Annotated in this window: 12 protein-coding genes; 5 read left to right on the top strand and 7 right to left on the bottom strand. The window is 40.5% G+C overall.

Features of this window, described 5'->3' with window-relative positions:
- Positions 1-4: 4 nt before the first annotated feature.
- The 3 genes from GQR89_RS07345 to ffh all read right to left on the bottom strand — a co-directional run bounded on the left by GQR89_RS07345 (position 5) and on the right by ffh (position 3,125).
- Positions 5-1,204: a GAK system CofD-like protein gene (locus GQR89_RS07345; protein ID WP_158769444.1), complete on the bottom strand. Its 1,200-nt coding sequence runs from the start codon at positions 1,202-1,204 to the stop codon at positions 5-7.
- Positions 1,205-1,361: 157 nt separating this feature from the next.
- A complete protein-coding gene (locus tag GQR89_RS07340) occupies positions 1,362-1,607 on the bottom strand; it encodes a Rho-binding antiterminator (RefSeq protein ID WP_158769443.1) in 246 nt (81 codons plus the stop codon).
- Between the two features lie 141 nt (positions 1,608-1,748).
- Positions 1,749-3,125 carry a signal recognition particle protein gene (gene ffh, locus GQR89_RS07335; RefSeq protein WP_158769442.1) on the bottom strand — a complete coding sequence of 459 codons (1,377 nt, stop codon included), beginning with the start codon at positions 3,123-3,125 and terminating at the stop codon, positions 1,749-1,751.
- 231 nt (positions 3,126-3,356) lie between these two features.
- Between ffh and GQR89_RS07330 the strand changes: the two genes are divergently transcribed.
- Positions 3,357-4,145, top strand: coding sequence for an inner membrane protein YpjD (locus GQR89_RS07330; protein WP_158769441.1), 789 nt, complete (start codon positions 3,357-3,359; stop codon positions 4,143-4,145).
- 104 nt (positions 4,146-4,249) lie between these two features.
- Positions 4,250-5,539, top strand: coding sequence for an HlyC/CorC family transporter (locus tag GQR89_RS07325; RefSeq protein ID WP_158769440.1), 1,290 nt, complete (start codon positions 4,250-4,252; stop codon positions 5,537-5,539).
- 41 nt (positions 5,540-5,580) lie between these two features.
- On the opposite strand, the gene GQR89_RS07320 is transcribed toward GQR89_RS07325, so the two are convergent.
- The gene (locus GQR89_RS07320; RefSeq protein ID WP_158769439.1) at positions 5,581-5,766 is read right to left on the bottom strand and encodes a hypothetical protein; all 186 of its coding nucleotides are present in this window, start codon (positions 5,764-5,766) and stop codon (positions 5,581-5,583) included.
- Positions 5,767-5,839: 73 nt separating this feature from the next.
- Positions 5,840-6,313: a phosphohistidine phosphatase SixA gene (sixA, locus tag GQR89_RS07315; RefSeq protein ID WP_233269113.1), complete on the bottom strand. Its 474-nt coding sequence runs from the start codon at positions 6,311-6,313 to the stop codon at positions 5,840-5,842.
- A 108-nt stretch (positions 6,314-6,421) separates the two neighbouring features.
- Here sixA and GQR89_RS07310 point away from each other — a divergent pair, with 108 nt between their 5' ends.
- From GQR89_RS07310 to GQR89_RS21295, 3 genes are all read left to right on the top strand, one after another.
- Positions 6,422-9,202 carry an insulinase family protein gene (locus GQR89_RS07310; RefSeq protein ID WP_199271382.1) on the top strand — a complete coding sequence of 927 codons (2,781 nt, stop codon included), beginning with the start codon at positions 6,422-6,424 and terminating at the stop codon, positions 9,200-9,202.
- 189 nt (positions 9,203-9,391) lie between these two features.
- Complete coding sequence (locus tag GQR89_RS07305) at positions 9,392-13,903, top strand: EAL domain-containing protein (protein WP_370461042.1); 4,512 nt, start codon at positions 9,392-9,394, stop codon at positions 13,901-13,903.
- Between the two features lie 370 nt (positions 13,904-14,273).
- Positions 14,274-14,426, top strand: a complete 153-nt coding sequence (locus tag GQR89_RS21295) for a hypothetical protein (RefSeq protein ID WP_199271381.1) — start codon at positions 14,274-14,276, stop codon at positions 14,424-14,426.
- Positions 14,427-14,631: 205 nt separating this feature from the next.
- Here the strand turns inward: GQR89_RS21295 and fadJ are convergent, their stop codons facing one another.
- Positions 14,632-16,782, bottom strand: coding sequence for a fatty acid oxidation complex subunit alpha FadJ (gene fadJ, locus GQR89_RS07300; protein WP_158769438.1), 2,151 nt, complete (start codon positions 16,780-16,782; stop codon positions 14,632-14,634).
- 10 nt (positions 16,783-16,792) lie between these two features.
- Positions 16,793-18,103, bottom strand: a complete 1,311-nt coding sequence (fadI, locus tag GQR89_RS07295) for an acetyl-CoA C-acyltransferase FadI (protein WP_158769437.1) — start codon at positions 18,101-18,103, stop codon at positions 16,793-16,795.
- Positions 18,104-18,455: the final 352 nt, after the last annotated feature.

The following is an 18,455-nucleotide window of genomic DNA, read 5'->3' as shown; positions in this document are numbered from 1 at the left end:
CTCATTAACCTTGAGTTATTTCCAATAGGCTTTTAAGTAATAATTCATCATTATAAAAAGGCGCACTGCGCATAGTGACTAAATCACGTTGAATAACGGCAATTCCTAACGCTCTGAACTGCTCAAACGGTATACCGCCAGAATAATATTTCTCATTTACGTCTAATAAAATAGTACTGATGTATTGCGATGCTGGCAGTGGCTGTTGAGTATTTTTGCGTAAATAACTCAATAAAGTTAGCACGCAGTCTTCTAAGCTCATGCCTAGTTGCTCAGGATCATTTCCTAAATTAGGAATATACACTTTTTTATTTGGATTTTTTCCGACTGCTTCACCAACACCAACAGGTAATAGATTAGCCACAATGCTAGTAAAAAAACTGCCTGGGGGATAACAAATAACATCTGCTTGCTCAATATATGCTCTATTAGTAGGCTGTAATAAACAATCGACTGCGCTCGGATTACTGACATTTTTGCATAAGTATAGTTTTGTTATTGCGCTGCTCAGCGCTGGTGTCTCTTTAGCCGTCAATAGATGTTGCCCAACAATTGTCTCACCATTTTGCAAATATGCCGCAATATGCAGATTGTCTTCCACTATCGGCCTAACAACACCGCGAATATCAAGCATCTGATGAAAGAGTTCAATACCAGATTGTAATGAGTTTTTACCTGAGTGTTTGGTATCAATAAATAATAAATTTCCAATGCAGGCACCTTCTAAATCAAAATCAATAGGCAAACACCGCAAAATTCCGGTGATTTTTTGACAAAAAATTTGGCGATGTTCGTGACTGAGCAAAGCTACGAGAGGATCTCGCCCATCAGCCATGGATTGAAGATGGTCACGAAGCGCATACTGTGATGCATTTGAACAAAGCCGGTAACTGAGTAAACGGGCTATTATTTTTTGTTCGCGAGTTTGATTGTGACTTAGGGCCAATAAACGATTACGTAAATCCCCTACTGCGGGCAACGAAAAATGCTGCCGGATTTTTGCTGAACTTCCGCCTGAATCAAATGGCGTAACAAGATGAACGGAGTTGTGTGTAGCCTTTACCAGCGGCTGGCAAAACGTGCGCAGTGCACTGCCCCCACTAAAGAACAATAGTTTTTTACCTCGTTGAGACACATGCTCTGAAGCGTCTAGCGACTGGAGCTGAGGCTGAACTTTTGATTGCGCATACGGTTTAACGCGCATTGAGCTGCACACTCATATTGTATTACGACCCTGAAAATATATTATTATTATGAGTATTAGATTACACCTTCGTACAAAAAATCCAAGTAACAACGTGTTTTCTGCCGACTAAGCGTTTTATATTCACGCAAGATAAGCCGTCGTAGTACGAAAAAATTCAACTAGAAAATTGGATTAGCGTAAAATGGGGATTAGCGACAAGTGCCTGCATTGTTCTGATCATATTAAGTGGTACAGAAGTAGAGCCTTCATCGGTATCGATAAGAATACACTCTTGTCTTAGCCCATTGTATACCGTGTTTTTGGCAACGCCTGCTACGCAACAATCATCTTTTAACCTTAACTTGACGCGCAAATGATAAAGACAGGCTACTTCAATATAATCTTGCTCCGCACATTTCATTTGTTTATCCTTAATAGAATGGAAAGTTAAGGCCTAGCCCTATATTTACCAACTTAATTCAGCAATAAAGTAAAAAAAATGGCCCAATAAAATGGACCATTAATAAACAAGATATTTTCTACGCTCAACCTAACGTTATATTTAGCGGGGTGGAAACATGCCGCCTGGTCCGCCTGGGGGCATCATGCCTTTCATATTACGCATCATTTTTTTCATGCCGCCGCCCGACATCTTCTTCATCATTTTCTGCATTTGCATAAACTGTTTCAATAAACGGTTAACGTCTTGAATTTGCGTACCAGACCCCATTGCAATACGGCGTTTTCGAGACCCTTTAATGGTATCGGGTTTGCTTCGTTCAAGAGGCGTCATAGAATTAATGATAGCTTCCATTTGATTAAACGATTTATCGTTCGCTTTGTCCTTAACCTGAGCAGTCATATTACCCATTCCGGGTAACTTATCCATCATGGACATCATTCCACCCATATTGCGCATTTGTTCTAATTGCTCTTTAAAATCTTGAAGGTCAAACCCTTTACCTTTTTGTAATTTTTTGGCAAGTCGCTGAGCTTTATCTTTATCGACTTTACGCTCAACTTCCTCGATCAGGCTTAAAACGTCGCCCATTCCTAAAATACGAGAGGCTACACGTTCAGGATGAAACGGTTCTAAGGCATCAACCTTCTCACCCATACCTAAGAACTTAATCGGTTTACCGGTTATATGACGCACCGATAAGGCCGCTCCGCCGCGAGCGTCACCGTCCGTCTTCGTCAGAATAACACCGGTTAATGGCAAAGCTTCATTAAATGCCTTTGCTGTATTAGCCGCATCTTGGCCTGTCATGGCATCAACCACAAACAAGGTTTCAACGGGCTTAATTGCCTTATGAAGCGCTTGAATTTCGCCCATCATTTCAGAATCTATATGCAAGCGACCCGCGGTGTCGACTAACAGCACATCAAAAAATTGCTTGCGAGCGTAATCTACTGCGTTATTTACAATATCAAGCGGTTTTTGTTCAATCGTCGATGGGAAGCATTCCACGCCGACTTCACCAGCCAATGTTTCGAGCTGCTTGATAGCAGCAGGGCGATAAACGTCAGCACTGACCACCAATACTTTCTTTTTCTCACGCTGAGTTAAATATAGCGCTAGTTTGCCAACGCTGGTGGTTTTACCCGCGCCTTGCAAGCCTGCCATCAGCACAACCGCCGGTGGTTGAGCAGCTAGGTTTAGGCCTTCATTGGCCTGCCCCATGACAGATTCCAACTCGCCCTGAACGATTTTGATAAATACTTGGCCGGGATTAAGGCTTTTCGATACTTCTGTGCCTACTGCACGATCCTTAACCTGAGTAATAAAACTTTTCACTACAGGTAACGCAACGTCAGCCTCGAGAAGCGCCATGCGTACTTCACGCAATGTGTCTTTTATATTGTCTTCAGAGAGTCGGCCTCGGCCACTGATATCTTTGAGAGTTTTCCCCAAGCGTTCCGTTAAATTTTCAAACATAGCAAATCGATACGATATTAATTTTAGATAAAACAATTATACCTAAAATCAACGCAGATAAGAACCAAAGCTGCACAACAAATAAAGTTAATGAGAATTATTGTTAAACACTAGGTATGACGCGGCAATATGGTTATACTCTTTCGTCTTAAAGTGAGTGTTATCTGCGTTTTTTGCCCTTCGACTCCGGTCGTGAAATCGCTCCAATCATATGTAAATCGAGGTTAGATCATGTTGTTAGGCTTAGTCTGTTTTTGCCTATATGCTGGCGCCGCCGGCGTAATATTGTTGAAATTTTTCGACCATAAAGGTCCCAATCTAAAGTTATCTTATCTGCTGGCTATTGTTGCGCTGGCGGTGCACGCACTGCTGTTGAACAATGATATTTTTGTCAGTTTGGGTGAAAACTTAAGCATGCTTAATGTGGCGTCTTTAATCGGATGGTTAATCAGTTTAACCATGCTAATAGCGGCATTTACCATGCCTAATACCATTTTGCTGCCAGTGGTTTATTTGTTTACGGGCGTTATCATACTATTGGATTTATTCATTCCTGATGCACACATCATGCAGCTCGGTGTACAACCTGAGTTGATGATTCACATTGGCTTAGCATTATTTGCATACGCCTGTTTGGGAATAGCGTTGTTGTATGCCCTGCAACTGGCTTATATCAACATGCGTTTAAAAGAGAAAAAGGCCTCCCTCCTACACTCTTCATTACCGCCTTTGATGATGGTTGAAGGCATATTGTTTAAATTGCTTACCGTCGGAACAATACTTCTAACCTTGTCTTTAATAAGCGGTTTCGTATTTTTAGAAAACATGTTTGCTCAAGGTCAAGCTCACAAAACTATATTATCAATAATGGCTTGGTTAGTTTTTAGTACTGAACTCATTGGGCACTTTAGATTGGGTTGGCGGGGAAAACCAATTATCTTTGCCACAATATTGGGCTCAGTCCTACTTAGTTTGGCCTACTTCGGCAGCCGTTTTGTAAAAGAAATAATTTTGAGCTAAGCCTGTTTTTAGGCTTTATGTGTAGTAAAATAAGTCAACTTTGCTTGAAACACGGGGAATTTGTCCTTAAAGTTTCGCTTTAACTACCTTTAGGGATCCCTTAGTTGGACGATATATCAACAAGTAGCTTATTCATTCTACTTGGTATTTTAGTATTACTTTCTGCTTATTTTTCTAGCTCTGAAACCAGCATGATGTCGATTAACCGTTATCGCCTAAAACATTTAGGCAATGAGGGGAATAAAGGTGCGCTGCGCGTTCAGAAGTTACTTGAGCGCCCAGACCGCCTTATCGGTCTAATTTTAATTGGCAACAACCTAGTAAACATTGCGGCTTCAGCCGTTGCTACCGTTTTAGGTTTGCGCCTTTACGGTGATATGGGAATTGCCATAGCAACAGTCATATTAACCCTCGTTATACTGATTTTTTCTGAAGTAACACCTAAGACGGTGGCTGCACTCTATCCGGAAAAAATTTCGTTTCCTGCTTCATTCTTACTTTTACCCATGCTCAAAGTGCTTTATCCATTAGTATTTTTGGTTAATGGGATCACTAACTTTCTTCTAAAATTATTACGGATCAGTACTGAAGACAGTGCCAGTAGTAGTCTGAGCAGAGAAGAGTTACGCACCGTTGTGCACGAAGCTGGCGCTATGATCCCGAAAAAGCACCAAGACATGTTGGTCGGCATTTTAGACTTAGAAAAAGTAACCGCAGAAGACATCATGGTGCCACGAAGCGAAATTGTTGCTATCGACATCAATCATGAATGGAAAGATATTCAGAAACAGCTGGTTAATTCTCAGCATACTCGTGTATTACTTTATCGTGACAGCATTGATGATGCAGTTGGCTTTGTCCATGTACGTGACGCCCTACGTTTATTATCAAAAGATGAATTTACCAAAGCGAGCTTACTTCGAGCAGTGAGAGAGATTTACTTTACCCCCGAATCAACACCTTTACATACTTTGATGTATAAATTTCAAGCTGTAAAAGAGCGAATTGGCTTAGTGGTGGACGAATATGGTGATATTCAAGGGTTAGTTACTTTAGAAGATATACTAGAAGAAATTATCGGTGATTTTACTACCAGTATGGTACCTGACCATAGTAAAGAAGCTGATACTCAGCAAGATGGCAGTGTGCTTGTTGATGGTAGTGCGAATGTTCGTGAATTGAACAAAGAAATGGATTGGCAATTTCCTACTGAAGGGCCGAAAACACTTAACGGAATTATTCTGGAATACATTGAAGATATTCCCGAAGCAAACATTAGTTTACGCTTAGCCGGCTATCCTCTTGAAATTATCGAAATGAAAGACAATATGGTTAAAACCGTACGTATTATGCCGCAACTTTATGTTGCACCAGATAACAATAAATCTGATTAGCAAAAACATAATCGGTAGTAGATGGATAAAAATCATAGAAACTAGGAGGAAAGGTCTTTCAGTTGTCTATTTTGACGAATTTTCGCCTTGGCTAATTCGACTTTTGCATTCAGATTAGTCAGGCGATCAAGAATACCCTGAAGCTCAGCGTCGTGAGTCAGTTGCGCATTTGATACATGATGTTCTAAAACCTGCTGTAAATATGCAGGTAAACTTTTGCCTGACATGAATATAACCTCTCATACGAGTTATCGGTTCTAATACTCAAATCTAAAGTAAAAATTTATATATCCCACTTATTTATAACGGGTGATAAACCTCCAATACCTTCCCTGAGTGAGTATCTGGTTGATAATCGACGACAACAATACTCGACGTATCAAAAAACAATGATTGTTGCTCGCCAATTAATTCATCTAAAAAATAACTCACAAATGGCATATGGCTTACCAACAAAAGTGAATTTGACACTTTTTTTTCTTCTAATAAATAATCAATATAATCATGGGTAAGCCAAATATTCCCCTCAGGGGTTATATCAGTCGACACACTTTGTTGCATAATGTCAATTTTTTGACTGACTATATCCATAGTTTGCCGAGCCCTTATATAAGGACTCACCATACCCAGTTCTATTTTGTTAGCCTGGAAATGCTTGCTCAACCAACCTCCGGCAGTCGCTGCTTGCTCTTGTCCAAAAGAAGTCAACTCACGAGAGCGGTCGTCATATTTGAGTGGCTCTGCGTCACCGTGACGCATGATAATAATATGCATAAATTACTGCTGAATGGTTAACAAACTCTGTTACGCTTAATATAGCAAATAAATGTTTAAAAATCCGAGAGTTGGATTTTTTTACGTTATGCTGATTATGCGCGTTATATGACTATAGGATCTACCACTTTGCTTACTCATGGCCTAGACAATCGTCAATATCAATTCTGTCAGCTCAATAATGGCTTGAGAGTATTAGTTGTTGAAGATCCAAACGCTGAAGCGAGTTCAGTTGCAGCAACAGTTGCCAATGGCCATTTTAGTGACCCGATTGACTGCTTAGGGCTTAGTCATTTGTTAGAGCACATGCTGTTTCAAGGAAATCGAAAGTACCCATTGGTAGATGCATTTGCCACATTTCTATCTTTGCACGGGGGTTATGTTAACGCTGCTACAGGATCAGAATATAGCCATTATTACTTTTCGATAACTGATGAACATCTGGCTCCAAGTCTTGATCATTTTGCTCATTTACTCACCCAACCACTCTTTGAAATCAACGCAATTGAAATAGAAATTCAAGCCATCGATGCAGAGTTTTCGTTGAAAATAAACGATGATCTACGTCGTTTATACGAAGTACACAAAGAAACGTCTAATCCAGCACACCCATTTAGCCAATTTTCGGTAGGTAACAAAACCACCTTAAATCAACGTTCAAATAAGGATGTACGGCGACTTTTAGAAGAGCTTCATCAAAAAATGTATGTGACACGCAATATTACATTGTGCGTTATTAGTACCCTTGATAATCAGGCATGCCTCAATCTCATCAAACAAAATTTTGACTTTATCGCTGATGGTACCCCGCCTGTTTCAACTTCTCTTCCCCCTTTATATTTACCAGAACAGCTTGGCATAAGAATAAATATTACCCCGTTAAAAGCAGCTAGACGCTTAATCGTTACATTTGCCTTACCAAGTGTCATTAAACACTACAGGACGAAGCCACTCAGTATTATCAGTGAATTACTGGCCGATGAGGGGCAAAATGGTTTGTTGGGACATTTTAAAGCACGTGGATTGGCAACCAATATAAGTGTCGGTGGCGGGATAGAAGGCAGTACGTTTAGGGATTTTAACGTCAATTTACAACTTACTGAGTTGGGCTTAACACAAATTGACGCCATGCTTGAATCATTATTCCACTATATACACCTTATTAAGTATCACGCTAAAAATCGCTTTTTTAGTGAAAAAAAAGCGCTCTTATTGCAGGAATGGAAATTTGCAGATGCGATAAAAGCAACAGATGAAGCGATAGGTTTAGCCAGCGCGATTTTCTGCTATCCAGAGAAACACATTGTCGCCTCTGAATATATATTAGATAAACCTGACGATTCGGTTATCGATGAGTTGTTGAGCTATTTTTCGCCAACAAATATGCGCGTAAAAGTGGTCTCACCTAATGCAAAAACCAACAGACTCAGTCACTGGTACAAAACGCCTTACGCATTTGAGTCCATCCCCCAAAACCTGATCGAAAAGTTACTGCGTCCTAAAGGCGATTTGAGCTTAATATTACCTGATGAAAACCCTTTTTTAAGTCCAGACCATACTATTGTTAAACAAGAAGCATGCTCAGCAACCTTACAACAGACAGTTAAAAGCAAAAACGTTAATCTTTGGTTTGGGCAAGATGATCAGTTTGGTTTACCCCGGGGTGATTGTTATGTTTCCTTTGACTGTGAAGCAGCTATGCAAGGCGTCGAAATCGCGACCATAAAAAAATTGTGGATTGCCATATTAAATAGCCACTTTCAACAGTTGTATTATCAAGCCAATGTTGCAGGCTTGAATTACCACTTATATTCTCATCAATGTGGTTTCTCATTGCATACCAGTGGTTTTAGCACTAAACAGTTAAGATTTAACCAAGATTTAATAGAACAAATCCATTCATTCGATGGTTTCACAAAGCATTTCGAACAAGTGAAACAACAGCAATGGCAAAGTTTACATAATAATTTGTTGAACAAGCCCATTAACCGTTTATTCAATCGGCTTTCTGCACTCATGCAACAAAATACCCATACGCCTTTAAGTATGGTCAATATTATGGAAAAGGCGACGATTGAGCAGGTTCATGAAGCCAAGCATGCACTGTTAAGCATGCGCCATGTTGAATCACTCGTCTATGGCAACTGGTGTGCTAACGAAGCGGAACACTTTGGTAAAGAACTACAGCAAAAAAATGCCGACTATATAGGACACGAGAAATTATCGCGCAGTATATCTAACCTATGCGGCCAGGGTATTTTACTTCATCCATTACCATGCGAGCATCCCGATGCAGCCGTTGTTATCTATTATCAGGCTCCTCATGCTAATCTGCGTGATTCATTATTAACTATATTATTGGAACAACTCGTATCCCCTGTGTTTTTCAATTTCGCTCGTCAACAGGCACAACTAGGATACTTAGTGGGCAGTGGTTATGTGCCTTTTAATCAGCATCCTGGTATTGCCTTTTACGTGCAGTCACCGCAATATTCTGCTCAATATCTGATCACCACTATTCGAAACTTTTTACAGAAACTTGCTATAAACTTACAGCCCTTTAAAAAGAATTGGCAAGATATGAAGCGCGGTGTAGTCAAACAACTATGTGGAAAGGACGCTAATTTAGGTATGAAAAGCCAACGTTTATGGTCCGCCATAGGGAACCAAGATTACTCCTTCATGCAAAAGCAAAATACCTTACGTGAACTTTCAGATTTGGAGTTTTCAGATCTGATGGCATTCGTCGATGGTTTGGCTTTAGGCAAGAATATTGGTGAATTGATTTTGTATAGCGATCAAAAACATCACATCGCCCCCAGCGATCTAAACGCCATATTATTAGACGATATTTCTGAGTTCAAAAAACGTACGCAGTTAGTGAAATAATATCACCGCCTTGATTGATTAAGTGCACCAAAAGGCTAATTGCGAATAAATCTTACTCATAGTAGTAGAAAGTAACGATAAACACTTGTTAAGGTTGCGTTAATTAGGCATATTTACCTTACTGGGTTCAAAGGATTGGTACCTCAAATCTAATAATAATAAAGCAGAAAAACTGCTGACAGGTGCTAATTGCGTACTTTAACTAACAGATCATTTTTTTGCTCTCTCAGGCTTATAGTTTTCATTATAGGCTTTTCAACATTTGCCCATGCTCAATCCTTTTCATTCGATAACTTAACCAAAGTAGACGGGCTCGCTCAAAATACAGTTACTGATATTATCGAGGATAAACGCGGTTTTATGTGGTTTGCCACTGCTAATGGCCTCAGTCGCTTTGATGGTTACGAATTTGTTAATTATCATAATAATCCGAACGATGTTAATTCATTGCCTAATAATTTTGTTCGGACTTTACTGGTGGATAATGATGGAACACTTTGGATAGGCACACAGAACGGTTTAGCTCGGTACAACGCTTTAACAGATAATTTCACCCGCTATAGCCAGCAAAATAGTAGTTTAAATAATAATATTATTAATGCGCTAAGTCTTTCACATTCGGGGGAAGTGCTTGTTGCAAATGAAGCCCATTTATATACTTATTCACCGACGACTAACGACTTTAAATTATTGGATATTCCAGCGTCACGTCTGCCGCCTGAAATCAAATCAATGCTAGCGGAAGAAAAATTGACCTGGATAGGCACATACGGACACGGAATTTACGTTTTAGATAACGAAACTATGACGCTGTATGATCTTAAAGAAGCCAACCCTCTTAACGTACTCATATCTGCTGAATACCTATTTGATATTAAACGCTACAACAATAAATATTGGCTGGCTACGGAATTAGGCGCCTATGTTTGGAACAAAAGTACCAACGAGTTGCATCATTTTAATACTGACTCGTCACCTAACTTATTAGGCAATGAAGTACGCAGTATTCAATCAGGAAATGATGGTGAGATATGGTTAGGTACATCAGTTGGGTTGACGATCGTAAATGAAAATCTCGACTCTACTAAACAGATTTCGTTAGATAATGAATTGGGTGAAAATGCCCAACAAAATGAGGCAGGTATATTCTTACTTAATATATTCCGTGACAGTAACAATACGCTATGGCTAGGCTCCCATACTGCTGGCATTTATAGATACAACCAAGACTCAGCTCTTTTTCGCCACTATGTCGCCAATCCTGCAAGCACGAATGCCCTTCTAAGCAATGTCGTATGGTCCATAAAGCAAGACAGTAAAGGCATGATATGGCTGGCCACACAATCCGGTGGCGTATCTGAATTTAATCCAGAAACAGAACACTTTACCTCATGGTTGAAAGGTTTCGAACACAGCATATGGGATATATCAATAGATGCAAAAGATAGGCTTTGGTTAGCCACCAGTGGCGGTATATTTATTTATGAAAAAACGCTGGGGAATAAGTTAGTAAAAATAAAATCATTATTCAAAGATACTTTTTATGGTCGAATAATTTACGCAGATCATCGCATGTGGCTCAAATCATCTAATAATTTTTTACATTGGATAGACACGAATGATTTTACTGGTCATTCAATACGATTAAATGATCCGTCATTGAACACTCTTGAACCTATCTTCGTCGACAGCAAGAGAAAATTATGGATAAGAGCAAACAACGGTCTAATACATTTTGACCTTAATACGGAAAAAATGAGTCGTCCCTCTACAGACTCAATTATTAACGGCAACAACTTTAGCTCAATCATCGAAACAGACAAAGAATTTTGGCTTGCATCAGTTGAATACGGTCTTATTACCTTAGATAAACAAACCTATCAAATATTACAACAAATTAACGTCAATACTGGTTTATATGACAATCAGATCATGAAAGCGATTAAGGTTAAGGATAGTATTTGGTTAACGACAATGGCAGGGGGAATTAACGAGATAGCGATATCCACTGGCCAAGTCATTCAACAAATCACACCCGAAAGGTTGGGTTTTAATGATTTTAACGAGGGCGCTGGTCTTGTTACACCAGAAAACTATGTATTATTTGGTGGTACTAAGGGTTTCCATTTATTTCAGCATAACTTAGTTAGTCAAAACGCCCTGTCGGACAATACCAAAAGTAACAAGCCCCCGACTTCTCCTATTATCACTGATCTTCGATTATTTAACCGAAAAGTGACCGTACATAACCTAGAAAGCCCATTAGAAAAACCAGTCTATTTGACCAAAACGTTAATCTTGCCAAATAGCTCCAACCATGTGGGATTAACGTTCGGTCAACTTAATCCACTTGATGCTAGAGGTTATACCTATAGATATAAATTAGGGGGCTATTCCAACAAGTGGCTTGACGCAGATGAACGTACACGAGAGGCAACATTTACTAACCTAGATTTCGGTCAGTATCTATTTGAAGTGCAAAGTCGTCATAGTTTAGATCCTTGGTCTGAATCGACAAAATTAACCCTCAAAATTGAGCCACCGATTTGGCTGCACCCTAACGCGCTGGTCTTATATTGCATTTTAACCCTTTTCATTGCACTGATGGTGGTCAAACAATACCGTTCGAAACGTCTTGCAAGACTGGCTATTACTGAGAGCGAGGAGCGCTTAAAATTGACTCTTTGGAGTAGCGGTGACGAGTTATGGGACTGGGATATTTATCAAGGGCAAGTATTCCGCTCAAATACCTGGGGCATTATGGACTTTCCCCAAGATGATATTCGAGTAAATAGTGCTTACCAAGCAAATATTCATCAAAACGATCTTAAGCGTGTACAAGACGCTCTTAACGAACATTTACAAGATAAGAGCGAACACTTTGAAGTAACCTATCGAGCAAGCACCTTTAAAGGCGAATGGTTATGGGTACTCGATCGCGGAAAGGTCGTTAGCCGGGACAGTAATAACCAACCACTACGAATGACAGGCACCTTTAAAAATATCAGTCATTTAAAGGTTGCCGAAGAACAATTAAAGTTATTCAAACGCTCAATTGAAACCATTTCTGATGGTGTATTTATCGCCGATACCAGCTTCAGATACATATCGGTCAACAATGCTTATTGTAAATATACTGGCGAAACTCGTGAGCAAGCACTAGCCAGTTATCTTACCTTTCATCAATATCCAGGTGCATTTACCGAAGAAGTGAAAAAGTCTCTACGTCAAAAAGGCAACTGGAATGGTGAAGTTGAATCACGTCGCATCAATGGCGAAAAGTATGAGATGGAGCTCAATATAGATGCCATCAATGATGAAGACGGCCGCATAAGTCATTATGTGGGAGTATTCTCGGATATTACTTCTCGTAAAAGTACTGAGAAAGAACTACTCAAACTATCCAATACTGATCCGTTAACTGATTTACCTAATCGCTCATTTTTTCAAGCTAGCCATAACAATATCGTACGCCGCGGAACGCAACATGCACTCGTCTGCTTGGACATGGACAACTTTAAAAAAATTAATGATTCATTGGGTCACCAAACCGGTGATTTACTCATCAAACAAATTGCCAAGCGGTTACAAAAACTAGCAGGAAAACGCGCGACTTGTTACCGCCTCGGTGGCGACGAATTCAGCATATTGCTCGACAAAGACACTGACGTGCATAGTGTCAGCCACTTTACTCAATCTATCTTGGATGATTTAGCCCGACCCTTTTTAATCAATCACCAAGAATTTGTGTTGGGCGCGAGTATAGGTATAGCCTTTTATCCTGAAGATGGCAGTTCTCCACAAGAGTTACTCAAAAATGCTGATACCGCCATGTACTTCGCCAAAAATGCGGGTGGTAACAAGTATCAATTCTTCAGCGGTGAGATGAATCAGAATGCCGTCCGCCAATTGCAAATCGAAAACTTAATCCGCCTTGGTTTAAAAGAAGATCTGTTCAATGTTTATTATCAACCGAAAATCGATATTGCCACAGGTAAACTCGTTAGCATGGAGGCCTTGGTACGTTTCGAACATCCAGAGAAAGGTATTGTTAGCCCTGCGCAATTTATTCCTTTAGCCGAACAAACTGGGCAAGTTATTGATATTGGTGAGGTTGTATTACGCAAAGCCTGTGAAGATACCAAGCGCTGGGTGAGCGCAGGGATATTCACTGGGCGTGTAGCGGTTAATATTTCAGCCCGGCAATTTGAGTTGCCAGATCTTGATGAAACAATCGATCGTATACTACAAAAGGCTGACCTTTCACCATTGCATCTAGAGTGTGAAATTACTGAAGGTACATTAATGCAAGACCCCGAAAGTGCCTTACATATGATGAACCGCCTACGTGAACGCGGTATTCACTTGGCATTAGACGATTTCGGTACCGGTTATTCTTCACTCGCTTATTTAAAACGCTTCCCCCTTAATACTCTCAAAATCGATAAAGCCTTTATCGATGATATTGCCACCAGCAGCGTAGATCGGCATATGACTGCCGCTATTATCAACATTGCGCACAATCTTGGCCTCAAGGTCGTTGCCGAAGGAGTCGAGCACGAAGAACAAATGTCAATTTTACGTCGTTATGATTGCGAGATGCTACAAGGTTATCTCTATAGTAAACCATTAAGTTCAGCTCGCTTTGAAAGACTGCTTAAAGAAAACCATCAACTTAACCGCTTACTACAAGATAGCTAACAGGGGTTACCCTCTATTTTCTTATGGATGGTTTTGTTTCTTTAGAAGATTAAATTATCCGAAAAAATAATATAACAACCCTATACTACGTGGCCTAGGGCTAGGCCACTTGTTAATTTAGTGGCAACTTTATTGTTATATACCCGCAAACTTGTACTAATGATTATTAGTTCAAGACCTTATTTTTTGACCAAATTGTTTAGGCGTCAAAAAAATATTAGCAGAATGAAATGATTGTGATATTGGATTAAAACAGTGATTTTTTTCTTATACTTTAGTATTGGCACACTATAAGCATTAATACTTTTGACTGACAAATAATAGTCAGCGAAACGTCAATAATAAAATAATAAATAAAGAGGAATATCCAATGTTAAAAGCTTACGCAATCGCTCTAGCCCTTACTACCGCTGCTCCTATTGCTACTCAATCAGTTGAAAGTGCCCAAGCACCAGAAGCAAGTAAAGCACCAACGACTACAATACAAACACAAGCAATCCGTGTTGGTTCTGTACGATTCTAACCGTTAATTCTAACTGATTGTAATCAGTTAAATTCGGTCAAAAAGAGAGAGAGGAACTCTCTTTTTTTATGTCTAAAATTCAAGAAAATGGTGGATCAAGTTGGATTCAACCACGGATTTAAAAGCTCGTGAATAAGACATCGACTCAATAATAAAAAGCCGAGCTTTAGAGCTCGGCTTTTACCTTTTCAAGTCTTAGCGATAATTAACGATAAAAGGTTTGGTTCTGCTCTACCATATTCGTTAAACATGCCGCTGGCGTAAACTTATCACCTAGTTGCTGCTGATAATAAGTTAAACGTTCAACAACGTGCTTAATGCCTAACGTGTCCATATAGCGGAAAGGACCACCTAAAAAGGGTGGGAACCCTATGCCGAAAATCGCGCCTATGTCGCCATCTCTAGCGCTGCGAATGACACTTTCATCTAAACACATAGCGGCTTCATTTAGCATCAGCAATACGCAACGTTCAGAGATAGTCTTTTCGCTTAGGCGGCTGTTTGGTGTAATACCAAGTAAGTCGTATACACTTTCATCCACATCTTTACCTGGTTTATTACCTGCGTAATTGTAAAAACCTCGCTTGTTCTTTTTCCCTTTACGATCATCCGCCAATAATTTGTCAAATCCAGGGGCAGAATTAAAACGTTCACCAAACTGCGCGACTAAAATCGGGCTTATCTTAGTCCCTACGTCAATGCCGACTTCATCTAATAATTTAATGGGGCCAACGGGAAAACCAAATTTAACCAGCGCTAGGTCAATTTGTTCAATTGGCTCTCCTGCCAGCAAGATTTCTGCGGCTTCATTCATATAAGGTGCAAGGATCCTATTTACGTAAAAGCCCGCGCCGTCTTTCACAACTATCGGAGTTTTCCCCTGCCTTTTAGCCAATTCAACAGTAGTTGAAATAGTCTTGTCTGATGTTCCTTCATGGGCAATGACCTCAGCCAACGGCATCTTATCTACTGGAGAAAAGTAATGCAGCCCAATTACATTCTCAGGTCTGGCAGCATTAGCCGCTATTTTTCCAATAGGAATAGAGGAAGTATTAGATGCAAAAATCGTCTGTGCAGCGCAATGTTCTTCCACATCGGCAACCATGTTTTGCTTTAACGCTAAGTCTTCGAATACGGCTTCGATCACTACATCAGTATTATCAAAACCAGTATAATCCACGGAGCCTGTCAAACGCGAAAGTTGCTTTTGCATATCAGAGTGCAACATAAACCGACGCTTCACTTTCTTGTTTAAAATGTCGTAGGAATACTTCATCGCATGGGCAATGCCATCACTGCGGATATCTTTAATTCGAGCAGGTAAATTAGCTTTAGTCGCCGTGACAAAAGCAATACCCCCGCCCATTAAACCGCCACCCAACACGCCGATTTTTTTCAGTTTTCCAGGCGCAACGCCTTCAACACCGTTCTCTCTTTTCATTTCGGTTGTAGCAAAAAATATACTGCGCAGCGCGGCTGACTCGGGTGTCATAACCAGATGACCAAAATGCTTGGCTTCAATAGCCATGCCTTGATGAATCCCTTTATCTAATCCTATTTCGATACAATCAATAATACGTTCGGGTGAAGGATAATTGCTCTTTGTTTTCGCTTTGGTTTGTTTGCGAGCTTGATTAAACATCACTTTACGCCCCATTGGCGTGCGTTCAAGAAATTGCCCCATCAGATCGAGTTTTACTGGTTTGCGCTTAATTTTAGGTTTCTTAGCCATTTCAATTGCTACGTCGAGTAAAATTGAACGTGGGACCATATCATCAACAATGCCGTACTTTAGCGCTTGTTTGGGACGCACAGAAGCGCCCGTTAACATCATTTTCATGGCTTGCTGCACACTGATCAAGCGCGGTAATCTTTGTGTACCTCCACTACCTGGCAATAGGCCTAATTGCACTTCAGGCAAGCCTAGTTGCGTTTTGTTGTCATCGCTACATACTCGAGCATGACAGGCTAAAGCAAGCTCTAGCCCACCGCCTAGCGCTGGGCCATGAATAGCCGCCACAAAGGGGATTAGCATATCTTCAATACGTTGGAAAACCGCTTGACCGCCTTTGCCAATCGTTTCCGCATCTTCTGAACTTTGGCAACTGGCCAGCATACTTATATCTGCTCCGGCCACAAAAGAGTTATCTTTACCACTGATAACGACAACCCCTTTGATGCTGCTATCGCTTTGTATTTGATCAAGCATGTCATTAACTTGCTCACCAAATTCTACTTTAAGGGTATTCATGGTCTCGCCGGGAACATCCATACTTAGAATAGCAATACCATCGTCACGCTTAGATAATGTAAATGCGCTCTGGGCAAGTTGCGGTGTGGAATTTTCATTTGTCATAATTTTGCCTTTATTCAGTTTCAACGATCATTGCAGCGGCTAATCCGCCTGCGGCACAAGCGGTCAACAGTCCAACTCCCCCACCTCGGCGATTCAACTCATTAAGCATCTGAGTAATCATACGCGTACCCGTTGCAGCAAAGGGGTGCCCATACGCTAATGAGCTTCCCATAACATTGAATTTGTCCATATCAATTTCGCCCGTAGCTTTACTGCGACCAAGTTTCTCTTGAGCAAACTTGTCACTGGCGAACATTTTGATATTAGCTAATGTTTGTGCTGAAAATGCTTCATGCATTTCTATTAACGTTAGATCATTTAACGTCATACCGGCTCTATCAAGGGCCATTGGCGTAGCATAAGACGGCCCCATCAACATATCTTCCTTCACATCAATTGCGGCAAAAGCGTAACTTTTAATATAACCAAGAGGCTTATATCCAAGCGCCTTCGCCCGGCTCTCGGTCATCATCAATACTGCTGAAGCACCATCGGTTAGCGGTGTGGCATTTGCCGCTGTTACCGTGCCGTGTTTCTTATCAAACACAGGACGTAATTTTGCGTACCCCTCCAATTTAGAATCAAAACGTATATTGTTGTCTTTTTCGAAAGCGCTTTTATAGGGGGCAGGATAAGCAGTCATCACTTCATTGGCTAATTTACCTTCATTCCAGCTTTGCGCGGCTAACGAATGTGAGCGATGGGCGAGTTTGTCTTGATCTGCTCGGCTAATATTGTGGCTTTTTGCCATTTGCTCGGCGGTTTGTCCCATGGACAATCCTGTTGAGTATTCAGCCACGGCAGGCGGAACTGGGAGTAAATCTTTAACCCCAAGCTTTTTCAGTACTGACCATTTCTGACCCAAAGTTTTAGTCTTTTGCAAATCAGTTAACGCACGAGCGAGGTTTTTTGAAACACCAATTGGAGACACTGAAGTAGAATCTGCTCCGCCAGCAATACCCACACTGATATTACCTAACATCATTGACTCAGCGATATTCACAGTCGACTGGAAGCTCGTGGCACAGGCTCGAGACACGCTGTATGCGTCTGTATGAACGCTCATGCCTGTGCCCAATACTATTTCACGCGCAATATTAGGCGCTTCAGGCATTTGGACAACTTGTCCATATACCAATTGTTCAATTAGTAATGGATCGACGTTGTGTTTCACAAGCATTTCGTTGACCACCATTTTACCCAAATCCACCGCGGGGACCCCATGGAAATTAGTCGCCATTTTAGCGAATGGTGTTCTCAACCCCGCAACAATTGCGATACGTTCGCCGTCTCGAGTAGTAACTGTTTGCTTTGCCGTCATGATTTACCCTTTATGTTAAGTCAGAAATAAAGTGGTCTGACCTGTAATTTATGTGAATTGTACAGGGAGAATAATAATTTTGAAAGTGTAGATAACATTGCGCTAATTGAACGTATTTACAATAGCCGTAGGGCTAAAGGATAAAAACATGTAGTTATTGCACGCTAATAAAGAATACCTGTTAGCATACCTGCGATATATGCGTAACGAGTCTAGAGAATCGCAATTTGATCGAAGATACAGTCAGTTACGTTAACAAAAACGTATTTATAATAGTAAAAATGATGTTATTTGTAACATTGTTTTTCATGGACTGAACCCTATATAACTAGCATTGTCTGTTAACTCAGTT

It is taken from the genome of Paraglaciecola sp. L1A13, assembly GCF_009796745.1.
Taxonomy (GTDB): domain Bacteria; phylum Pseudomonadota; class Gammaproteobacteria; order Enterobacterales; family Alteromonadaceae; genus Paraglaciecola.
The sequence above is the reverse complement of the archived record's forward strand: the minus strand, read 5'-3'. Positions and strand labels throughout refer to the sequence as shown.

Excerpts from the sequence above, each read along its gene's own strand:
- GQR89_RS07345 (WP_158769444.1), bottom strand. The coding sequence starts at position 1,204 with ATGCGCGTTAAACCGTATGCGCAATCAAAAGTTCAGCCTCAGCTCCAG.
- GQR89_RS07340 (WP_158769443.1), bottom strand. The coding sequence starts at position 1,607 with ATGAAATGTGCGGAGCAAGATTATATTGAAGTAGCCTGTCTTTATCAT.
- ffh (WP_158769442.1), bottom strand. The coding sequence starts at position 3,125 with ATGTTTGAAAATTTAACGGAACGCTTGGGGAAAACTCTCAAAGATATC.
- GQR89_RS07330 (WP_158769441.1), top strand. The coding sequence starts at position 3,357 with ATGTTGTTAGGCTTAGTCTGTTTTTGCCTATATGCTGGCGCCGCCGGC.
- GQR89_RS07320 (WP_158769439.1), bottom strand. The coding sequence starts at position 5,766 with ATGTCAGGCAAAAGTTTACCTGCATATTTACAGCAGGTTTTAGAACAT.
- sixA (WP_233269113.1), bottom strand. The coding sequence starts at position 6,313 with ATGCATATTATTATCATGCGTCACGGTGACGCAGAGCCACTCAAATAT.
- GQR89_RS07310 (WP_199271382.1), top strand. The coding sequence starts at position 6,422 with ATGACTATAGGATCTACCACTTTGCTTACTCATGGCCTAGACAATCGT.
- GQR89_RS21295 (WP_199271381.1), top strand. The coding sequence starts at position 14,274 with ATGTTAAAAGCTTACGCAATCGCTCTAGCCCTTACTACCGCTGCTCCT.
- fadJ (WP_158769438.1), bottom strand. The coding sequence starts at position 16,782 with ATGACAAATGAAAATTCCACACCGCAACTTGCCCAGAGCGCATTTACA.
- fadI (WP_158769437.1), bottom strand. The coding sequence starts at position 18,103 with ATGACGGCAAAGCAAACAGTTACTACTCGAGACGGCGAACGTATCGCA.